The sequence below is a fragment of the Hungatella hominis genome (assembly GCF_014288005.1).
In the GTDB taxonomy this organism is placed as follows: domain Bacteria; phylum Bacillota; class Clostridia; order Lachnospirales; family Lachnospiraceae; genus Hungatella; species Hungatella effluvii.
Map to the genome: position 1 here is coordinate 837,663 of NZ_JACOPB010000002.1, position 9,837 is coordinate 847,499.

General features: G+C 49.5%; 7 protein-coding genes and 1 tRNA gene. 4 read left to right on the plus strand and 4 right to left on the minus strand.

Annotation, left to right across the window (positions count from 1 at the left end; all coding sequences use genetic code 11):
* The first annotated feature begins 23 nt into the window (after positions 1–23).
* Positions 24–3,296 (plus strand): DUF5107 domain-containing protein, encoded by a 3,273-nt coding sequence (locus H8S75_RS08080; RefSeq protein ID WP_187020581.1) that lies wholly within the window; start codon positions 24–26, stop codon positions 3,294–3,296.
* Positions 3,297–3,501: 205 nt separating this feature from the next.
* On the opposite strand, the gene H8S75_RS08085 is transcribed toward H8S75_RS08080, so the two are convergent.
* The 4 genes from H8S75_RS08085 to H8S75_RS08100 all read right to left on the minus strand — a co-directional run bounded on the left by H8S75_RS08085 (position 3,502) and on the right by H8S75_RS08100 (position 7,990).
* Positions 3,502–3,574: transfer RNA gene (locus H8S75_RS08085), tRNA-Ala, on the minus strand.
* A 157-nt stretch (positions 3,575–3,731) separates the two neighbouring features.
* On the minus strand, positions 3,732–5,024 hold the full coding sequence (gene murA / locus H8S75_RS08090) for a UDP-N-acetylglucosamine 1-carboxyvinyltransferase (RefSeq protein WP_110321643.1): 1,293 nt from the start codon (positions 5,022–5,024) through the stop codon (positions 3,732–3,734).
* A gap of 108 nt (positions 5,025–5,132) precedes the next feature.
* Positions 5,133–7,610 (minus strand): hypothetical protein, encoded by a 2,478-nt coding sequence (locus tag H8S75_RS08095; protein WP_187020583.1) that lies wholly within the window; start codon positions 7,608–7,610, stop codon positions 5,133–5,135.
* 125 nt (positions 7,611–7,735) lie between these two features.
* Entirely contained in the window at positions 7,736–7,990 is a 255-nt protein-coding gene (locus H8S75_RS08100; protein ID WP_055653166.1) for a helix-turn-helix domain-containing protein, read from the minus strand.
* Between the two features lie 159 nt (positions 7,991–8,149).
* On the opposite strand from H8S75_RS08100, the gene H8S75_RS08105 reads away from it, so the two are divergent.
* The 3 genes from H8S75_RS08105 to H8S75_RS08115 all read left to right on the plus strand — a co-directional run.
* The gene (locus H8S75_RS08105) at positions 8,150–8,350 is read left to right on the plus strand and encodes an N-acetyl-gamma-glutamyl-phosphate reductase (RefSeq protein WP_187020584.1); all 201 of its coding nucleotides are present in this window, start codon (positions 8,150–8,152) and stop codon (positions 8,348–8,350) included.
* A 189-nt stretch (positions 8,351–8,539) separates the two neighbouring features.
* A complete protein-coding gene (locus H8S75_RS08110; protein WP_187020586.1) occupies positions 8,540–9,412 on the plus strand; it encodes a GNAT family N-acetyltransferase in 873 nt (290 codons plus the stop codon).
* A gap of 190 nt (positions 9,413–9,602) precedes the next feature.
* The coding region (locus H8S75_RS08115; RefSeq protein ID WP_187020587.1) for a hypothetical protein at positions 9,603–9,837 on the plus strand (235 nt) is incomplete at its 3' end.

Here is a 9,837-nt window from a genome sequence, read left to right on the forward strand (position 1 = left end):
TAAAGTAGAAAGAGGGATTTATTATGGCAAAACATGTAAGAATCTGGGAGGAGGATTGTATCATCCCTACCTATTCGATGGCTCCTCCGGAAAAAAGTCCTTTATTTATTGAAAAAAGAGCTTATCAGGGAAGCACGGGCAAGGTATATCCCCTTCCTGTCACTGAGAAAGTATTGGACGATAAAAAGGATGTATCCTATCGTGCCGTATATCTGGAAAACGAATATCTAAAGGTCTGTGTGCTTCCTGAACTGGGCGGCAGGATCCAAAGGGCCTACGATAAGACGAACGGATACGATTTTGTCTATTACAATCATGTGATCAAACCCGCCCTCGTCGGGCTCACCGGACCATGGATCTCCGGCGGAATCGAATTTAACTGGCCCCAGCATCACAGGCCATCCACCTACTCTCCAGTCGATTATACATTTACCTCCAATGACGACGGTTCCTGCACCATATATGTCGGTGAGACGGACAAGATGTATGGCACAAAAGGGATGGCCGCTATCTCTCTTTATCCGGGAAAGGCCTATATTGAAATCAAAGGCCAGCTTTATAATCATACGGATCTTCCCCAGACCTTTTTGTGGTGGGCAAATCCCGCGGTTCCGGTTAATGATGATACGTTTTCTGTCTTTCCTCCGGATGTTCATGCCGTCATGGACCATGGAAAACGGGCTGTTTCCACATTTCCCATCGCCACCGGTGAGTATTACAAATGCGACTATTCCGCAGGCGTGGACATCTCCCGCTATAAGAATGTAAAGGTTCCGACATCCTATATGGCCGCTCACTCCGATTATGATTTTATCGGAAATTACGATGAGAATCTGGAAGCGGGACTGCTCCACGTCGCGGATCACCATGTCTCTCCGGGCAAAAAACAGTGGACCTGGGGAAACGGCGACTTCGGCCGTACCTGGGACAGGAATTTAACGGAAACCGACGGACCCTATATTGAGCTGATGACCGGCGTATTCACCGACAATCAGCCTGATTTTACATGGCTGAAGCCTCACGAGGAAAAGACTTTTGTACAGTATTTCATGCCCTATAAAGGGGTGGGACGGGTAGGAAACGCCACCAGAGAGGCAGCCGTAAGCCTGTCTGAAGGCACGGATGGGACTGCCGTTCTAAAAGTTTACACGACTGGTGTATATGAACAGGCAAAAATCCAGGTTACACAGAAAAATCCCCGGGCCCTTCTTTATGAGAACACCGTGGACTTAAGCCCGGAAACAAGCTACGCAGCTTCCTTCCCCGCGCCGGACAGGCTGAGCGGCTGCACCGTGACGGTTTCCTGTGGGAATAAAGTATTAGTGGAATACACCGTCTATGAGAAACAGCCCGAGCCGATACCAGAGCCAGCGGAACCGATGAAATCCCCGGAGGATATGAAGTCCACGGAAGAGCTGTATCTGGCCGGGACTCATTTGGAGCAGTACCGTCACGCCACCTTTGAACCTGCGGATTATTATCTGGAGGGGCTGAAAAGGGATTCCACGGATATCCGTCTGAATAACAGCTACGGCCTTCTGCTCTATAAGAGAGGGCATATCAAAGACAGCATCCCTTATTTCCGGGCTGCCATTAAAAAGCAGACGTGGAAGAATCCGAATCCGTATTATGGAGAGTGCTGGTTTAACCTGGGTCTGGCCCTGATGGCCGACGGTCAGAAGGAAGAGGCTTACGATGCCTTCTATAAGGCCACCTGGAGCGCGGAAACACAAAGCTCCGCCTTTTACTGGCTGGCCTGTCTGGCCTCGGAGAGGGGCGCGTACGAGGATGCACTGGATTTTGCCTCTAAGTCCATGCTTAGAAACTGGCATAATATGAAGGCCCGATCCTTAAAAGCGGCTCTCCTCCGTAGGCTCGGGCTGGATCCCTCCACCCTGTTAAAGGAAAGTCTTGGGATTGATCCGCTTTATATGAGCTGCCTTTATGAACAGGCTGTATACGACGGCCGCTTTGACTACTGGAAAGAAAAGATGCGCGGAGAATCCCACAATTACCTGGAGGTCTCCCTGGACTATGTAAATGCCGGCTTCTATGAGGATGCGCTCTGTGTTCTCAATGCCTGCAAAGACAGCAATCCCATGTGTCAGTACTATCAGGGCTATATCTATACCAGACTGAACGATCCGGATAAAGCCATATCCTGCTTCACCCAGGCGGAAGCGGCCTCGCCGGACTACTGTTTCCCCAATCGTGTGGAGGAAATACGTATTCTGGAAACAGCGGTCGGGTTACTGCCTGAGGCGCCCATGGCTCACTACTACCTTGGAAACCTGTTATACGATAAGAAACAGTATGAATCCGCGATCGCACACTGGGAGAAAGCCGTGGAACAGAAAGACGGTTTAGCCTTAGCCCACCGGAATCTGGCCATTGCCTGCTATAACAAGCTGCAGGATGGGGCCAGGGCTTTAAAGGAGATGAAAAGGGCCTGCGCCATTGATCCTGACTATCCGCGTTTTCTGTTGGAATACGACCAGCTGGCGGCCAGACTGAACCAGTCTAACCCAGAGAGGCTGGAACGGCTGGAGTCCCACCCTGATCTGGTCCATGACCGGGACGATTTGTATCTGCGCTATATTACCCTGCTGAACTGCACCGGAAAATGGGAGGCTGCCCTGGATGCGCTCTGCACCCACCGTTTCCATCCATGGGAAGGCGGAGAAGGCAAGGCAAGCGCTCAGTATCGCTATGCGCTGATCCGGCTGGCTCAGCGTGAGCTGGAGGCAGGACGCCCTCACGATGCCCTGACCTGTTTGACGGCGACACTCTCCTATCCGGAAAACCTGGGTGAGGGAAAGCTGCCCAACGTGCCTGACAATGAAGCCCACTATTACATGGGAATCGCTTACCGTCAAATGAAAGAAGAAGAAAAAGCCACTGAGTATTTTCTCCTGGCCGCCTCGGGTCCTTCAGAACCGGGAAGCGTACTATACTATAACGATCAGCCTTCAGACTTTATTTTCTATCAGGGTCTGGCAAATCTGGAACTGGGACGGCCCGAAGCAGCCAGAAAAGCATTCCATCAGCTGATCTTTTATGGAGAAAAACATTTATTTGATGAGGCAGCCTATGACTTTTTTGCCGTTTCCCTTCCTGAAATTGAGGTTTTCCAGGATGATATTCAGCTGCGCAGCACGCAGTACTGCAATTATCTGCGGGCGCTCGGAGCTCTGGGACTGGGTGAAAAGGAGAAAGCAGCCGGACTCTTCCGGGAGCTGCTGGAGAAACAGGCCGACTATCAGGGCGCACTGGCCCTGCTTGCCAGAGTGGAGTAGACAAAAAGAGTGTCACGTCAACGATATCGGCTGATGTGACACTCTCTTTATTGCAATGCACAGAAAGGCATTTCCACGTATAGCTTTCTGCACAGGCAAGAAAAATTGGACCATTTCACGTAAAGCAGAAAAAGCAAAATCCGAACCTACTGTTAAAAAGTTCAGCACAAAAATAAAAGGCCTGGTATCTACCAGACCTTTACCGTGGAGCATATGGGATTCGAACCCACGACCTTTCACATGCGAAGCGAACGCGCTCCCAGCTGCGCCAATGCCCCTTACCTTGCACAGTATAGCACGATTATCCAAATTTTGCAATCCTGTTTCTGCACGATTTTTATATCGATTCATAACAAGAGCGGCCGTATTGAAAATCCAATGACCTGTTTTCAACACAGCGCTCCTCCCTTTTCCCTTACTGCTGTTTTAACTCACTCATCCGACCTTCAATTTGAATTTCTTCGCGTCTTTTTCGGAATCCACTTTTTCAATCATCGCGCCGAGCCCCTGAAGCTTCTCTTCAAAGCACTCGTAACCACGCTGTATATATCCGATCTCTTCCACAATTGTATAGCCATCCGCCGCGAGTCCCGCGATCACAAGCGCGGCTCCCGCACGCAGATCAGGCGCGTTTACAGATGCACCGGTAAGCTTCTTGACGCCGTCGATAACGGCTACGTTGCCTTCTACTTTTACGTTGCCGCCCATACGGGACAGTTCATCTACGTAGCGGAAACGATTCTCAAAGATACTCTCGGTTACAACACTGGCTCCTTCCGCAAGCGCAAGCGTTACCGTCATCTGCGGCTGCATATCGGTTGGAAATCCAGGATACGGCAGTGTCTTGATATCGGTATGTCTCTGAAGGGTCTTGCCTACCACGCGCACCGCGTCGTCAAATTCCACCACTTCACAGCCCATCTCAAGAAGCTTGGCTGAAATAGCCTCCAAATGCTTCGGTATCACATTCTTTACGGTAACGTCACCGCGGGTAATCGCCGCAGCGCACATAAAGGTGCCCGCCTCGATCTGGTCCGGAATAATGGAATACTCCGTGCCGTGAAGCTTTCTTACACCCTTAATACGGATGGTATCCGTACCGGCTCCCTTGATGTTGGCGCCCATACTGTTTAAGAAGTTCGCCACGTCAACCACATGGGGTTCCTTAGCCACATTCTCCAATATGGTCTGTCCTTCTGCAAGGGTTGCCGCCATCATGATATTAATGGTCGCACCCACAGAGACCACATCCAGATAGATATGGCTGGCAACTAAATCAATGGCATGCGCAATCACCGCACCGCGCTCGATCTTCACTTCCGCACCTAACGCGCGAAAGCCCTTTAAATGCTGGTCGATCGGCCTGCTGCCAATGTTGCAGCCGCCCGGAAGCGGCACCTGAGCGCTCTTATACTTGCCCAGCATAGCCCCAATAAAATAATAAGAGGCTCTGATTTTACGGATATATTCGTCATCCACGGAAACTTCGTGGATGTACTTCCCATTAATACGGACGGTATGTCTGTCAATACGCTCAACATCAGCTCCGATTTCCTCGATGGCTTCCAGTAATACATTGATATCCCTGACGTCAGGAAGATTCTCGATAACAACGTCTTCGTCCGTCATGATGGAAGCAGCAAGAATACCCAGGGCAGCATTCTTGGCTCCGCCGATGGTTACTTCTCCAGCCAGCGGATTGCCGCCTTTCATAATATATTGTTCCATTCCACACCTCTGATTATGATCTAATCTATTACAAATTTATTAAGTTTTTCTTTTGTGTCTTTAATGATTATAACATATCCTGCGGATTTGTAAAGAGAACGCACTTTCTTATTCCGTAAAAACGCCGCAGACGAAGTCATTTCCGACATTTGAAAAATACTGAGAGGCGTCGTTTAAGCCCATTTTACGGGCTTCCTTTGTCGTTGGGCTGTAAATGGTTACATTATACTGATCGTATCCGCTGATCAGCTCGTAACCGCCGTTTTCCGTATAGACGGCCACCGGACAGCCCCTGCTGATAAAGTACAGAACCTGATTTAAAATACAGCCGCGGGCATCCAGCATCAGGATTCCATCATCGTAATGCATGCTTCCGCTGAATTCGTCCATATGGCGGATCAGCAGGGCTCCCTTGTTCTCCGGATCCTTGATGCTGCGGGCTGGCGAACGGTTTACACGGTTCCAGACGATCTCCTGGTTTTTGTCCGTCACCACGCCCATCTTATCGTATGCCAGATTCAGCGCCTCCGTAAAGCTCCGGCTACTTCCCAGATAATGGCCGGCGCCATAGGCGTAAAACAGGCTTTCCGATGGCCCCGCATTTGATTTTAACTCCACTACCTCGGCGGACTCATACGCCATCTTTTTCGGTACAGAAACCTTCACATCGTGAGATGCAGCCTCCTTATCGAGCTGCACAAAATACAGCTTTCTCCGGTCTTCAGATGCATACCAGCCGATCCCCTTTAACGGATCTTCCTTCAGCTCCTCATTGCAGACAATAATATCATCTTTTAATTTCGTATAGGACTGGTCTCCGGTCCCCGCGATCTTCGTCAGACGAATCCGGTTCTCCTCTACCTCCACATCGGCAATATACGTATCGGGATACTCGTACTGGTTGACGATCGCTCCCGTATCGTCCATGATCTCCAGGCGGTACATGGGGGCATCCTTTACGCGTCCGTTTTCAATCCACATATCGCCTTCCCTCGCCAGGCCATAGATGAAATCATCGCCCACGAAGCCCAGAGGCCGGCAGAGACTGCCGTCTTCCCCGGTAATCTCCTTCTTGCTTCCCGTATCTAAGTCCATCAGATGGATCACCCTGGAGCCGTAGGGATCACTGCCCTCCTGCCATGCGAAACGCCGTTCGCTTCTGCTCACCGCGAAGCTTCCATCCGTCAGGGAATCTGCCAGAACCATGTATTCGTTGCTGTTTAAATCGATGCCGTAGACGGCGTGGTCCGCCATCATATACAGCATACCGTTGCTTCCCAGATGAGCCAGCTTATCGATATCACCTTTCAGCATCTCAAAGGACTGGGTCACGGGCGTAAAGAATTTCTCTTTGATGGCGTTCTCGTCGCTGCTGTACTGGTACATGGCGATTCCCATGGCCCCCTCATGAATCCCCCGGTTCATATATCCGTAAACGATAAAATTCACATCGCCGTCATCGCCGATGGAGAGAATCCTGATATCGTGCTGGTCGTAGCCGTTACGGATCTCATCTTCGTCGCCGCTGCGGAAGGAGAATATCTTGACTGCCTTCTCGGAGGACTGGTCATAGGACCACAAGTCTCTATTGACCACATATGCGATATGGCGTCCATCCGGGCTCGCTTCCGTCCGGACTTCACTGTCATTCATGATCCCCAGCATAATACGCTTGCCGGAAAACAGATCGCGCTGTCCGGAAAAAATCTGGTTGGTATTTCGCTCAAAATCCATCAGATAAATGCGCTTGCTGTCCCACTTCATAGTGAAATCATCTTCCACCTCGTAAAGCTCGTTGATTCCATTTTCCGCAGTCCTCGTTATCTGGTAATCCAGGCGGACAGTACACATAATTCCGTCTAAATCTTTCAGCGTCACACGGATATCCCCAACAGGCTTTACGTCCAGGCCGGCCCAGGTAAGCTGGGAAAAGCTGGATCGTATGGTCACGTGACCCAGAGAGCTGTTGTCCTCCGTCGCATTTGTCTCCAGATACGTCGTCAGCTCTCTCGCCTGATCGTAGTCAAAGGTCTTCGTGGTGAAGTTTACGGCGAAATCTATCATATCCTTAACATTCTCATTGTCCGTCCACAGGATACGGGTGTAATAGCGGACCTCGCCCTGTTCCGCCGTGTCCAGAGAGAGGATCAGCAAATATTCCCTGTCCTTGGACAGAAGATTCTGAATAGGAAGCACAGCCGTCGTCTTCCCATCCGCCGTATCCCATTCAGTCAGGCTGGTGCGTTCCACAAGGCGCTCCAGATTTAAGCTTCTCACCTCATAACTGATCCCGCGTATGCTGCCGCCAAAGTCCGCGATCCTGATATTTAACGCGCGGTCAGACGGAAGGACGGTAAGCGAATCTCTCGCCACCGCCTGCTTCATATCCTGTGTATAACCGTGCAGAAAATTAACGTCTCTCCCGAACATGGTAGCCGAGACCACCGGAAGAGCCGCCTCATCCATGGCAGTGTAAACAATGGAGTCAGGTTTTTCCGTTCTTTTCTGATTCCACACAAAGTAGATTGCGATCGCCGCAATAAATATAATAAATAGTATTCCTATCTTTTTTCCTAATCGTTTCATGTCAGACTTCCTCTATTTTCCCTATGTTTCCCTTTTATTCTATACAATATCCAACAAAACTACAACTTAAAAGTTTATTAACCTGCAGCCGGGAAGGGAGATAAAGCCGGCATTCTCCGAAAATATCAGGATTTTCTTTGATCCGGAATCGGTACAAAGAACTCACTGTAGTCAGCTCCGAATATTCGTTTTAACGCCATCATTTCCGTGGCCCGGATATTTGCCAGGCCGACTTCGATTTTCGCATAGCTTCCCCTTGTTATATTGCACTCCATCAGCTGCATCCGCGCCACAGTCTGTTCCTGCGTAAGCCCCGCCCGTTTCCGTAATTTTCTGATATTATAACCGATTACAATATCCTGCTTAATCTTCTGCTCCATCTCATTTTGCTCCTTATAACGAACATTTTCAATTGATTCTATCTTATCCTGGTTCTATAATTGCTCTATATACGGAGCATTATTCATTTACTATTTTAATCCAGTCATATTTTGTCCGTTTATGTAATATATTAGTGATATAGAAAGGATTGATACGGCATGATAAGAAAAAACACGGGGGAACTCACACCAAAAGAAGAAAGGGAGCTGCTGCAGGAATTTGAACGTGTGGACAGGTATTGTGACTCAGTGATACCGCCTGCTCCAAAAGGTGAATTCGAAAAAATAATTGAAGAGATGAAAAAAAGGAACATTGTTCCACAAATCAGGGAGGAATTAAGAAAAAGATTTGGAAAATAGTGAATTCTGCAGCGGATGGCCATTTTACATTCCAACTACATAAAATATTTGACATCACATGATCCGGATTCTATACTATAAGTCTGAAAGCCGCAGCAAAAAACTGACTCTGGTTTCTGAAGCGCGGTTGATAACAACGAGTTAATCCGGCGCATGTGCCATTGTGCTGCACTGCGCGGAAAGGATGGGATGATGACTGACCGTTATGTACTGGACAAGTCTGTGAGGACAAACGACGCGGTTCGGGCGTCCTACAATGAACTGACGGCGAAAACATTCGGATTTACGTTTGAAGAATGGTACCGCCAGGGGTTCTGGACTGATAAAAACGTCCCTTACACGCTGCGCGACGGGACGAAAGTGATATCAAATGTATCCGTCAACCCCATGGATATCCTGTGGAATGGGGAAATGCGGAGGTATGTGCAGCTGGGGACTGTCATGACGGATCCGGAATACCGTGGCAGAGGGCTGGCGCGTTTTCTGATCAGTGAGATTTTAAAAGACTGGAAGGACCGGTGCGATGCCATGCTTCTCTTTGCCAATGACTCCGTTCTGGACTTCTATCCCAGATTTGGCTTTATCAGGGAATCCACGTACCAGTTCCGCCGGCCGGTGATTCCCAACCCCGGCGGCATGAGAAGGCTGGATATGGAATGCAGTGCCGACAGGGAACTGCTTCGTTCCTGCTATTTGAAATCCAATCCGTTTTCACAGCTGACAGTCGTAAATAATTTTGATCTTCTAATGTTTTATTCTATCAGTTTTATGAAAAACTGTATATTTTATTTGAAAAAATTTGATGCGGTTATAATAGCGGAGTATAAGGATATGGTAATGACGTGTTACGATATCTTCTGCGATCCCCATCAGGAACTGGATGCCATTCTCTCCGCGGCGGCAAAAGAAGACACTGCATTTGCAGATCTGGACTTTTCGCCAGTATCCGGGGACACCTGCGTTCCCGCAGAAGAAGAGGGGGACACGCTCTTTTTGCTGAAAGGAAAAGAGAATATATGGAAGGGAAGGCAGCTCACCTTCCCGCACCTGTTTCATACTTAGAGCATGTTTGAATAATGCTTTCCGCCAGAGACGTGACAGTGACAACGACGGCGCAGCAGATCTGCGACCAGCTTCCCAGACGTGAAACGGAATAAGGCCCGGGATATCCTGTAATAAAAGGAAATCCCGGGCCTTATCCCATATCCTGCTGCCATAATCCCTGGTCCGTTATCCAAGGTCAGTCCAGGATGTGACTCTTTCAGAAAAGCAAAGCTTTAAAAACAGAACCCTGTACGGCACCGTCTGCGATGCATCTCATTCAAAAGCAGAATCTTTACAATATCATTCAGCCAATTATTTCCCGGATTCTGAGGCGGGCGCGGCGGCTGCGGCGGACGTGGCGGCGGTCCCCATGGCGGCGGGCCCCACGGTGGCTGAGGCGGGCGCGGCGGCTGCGGTGGCTGCGGCGGGCGCGGCGGCTGCGG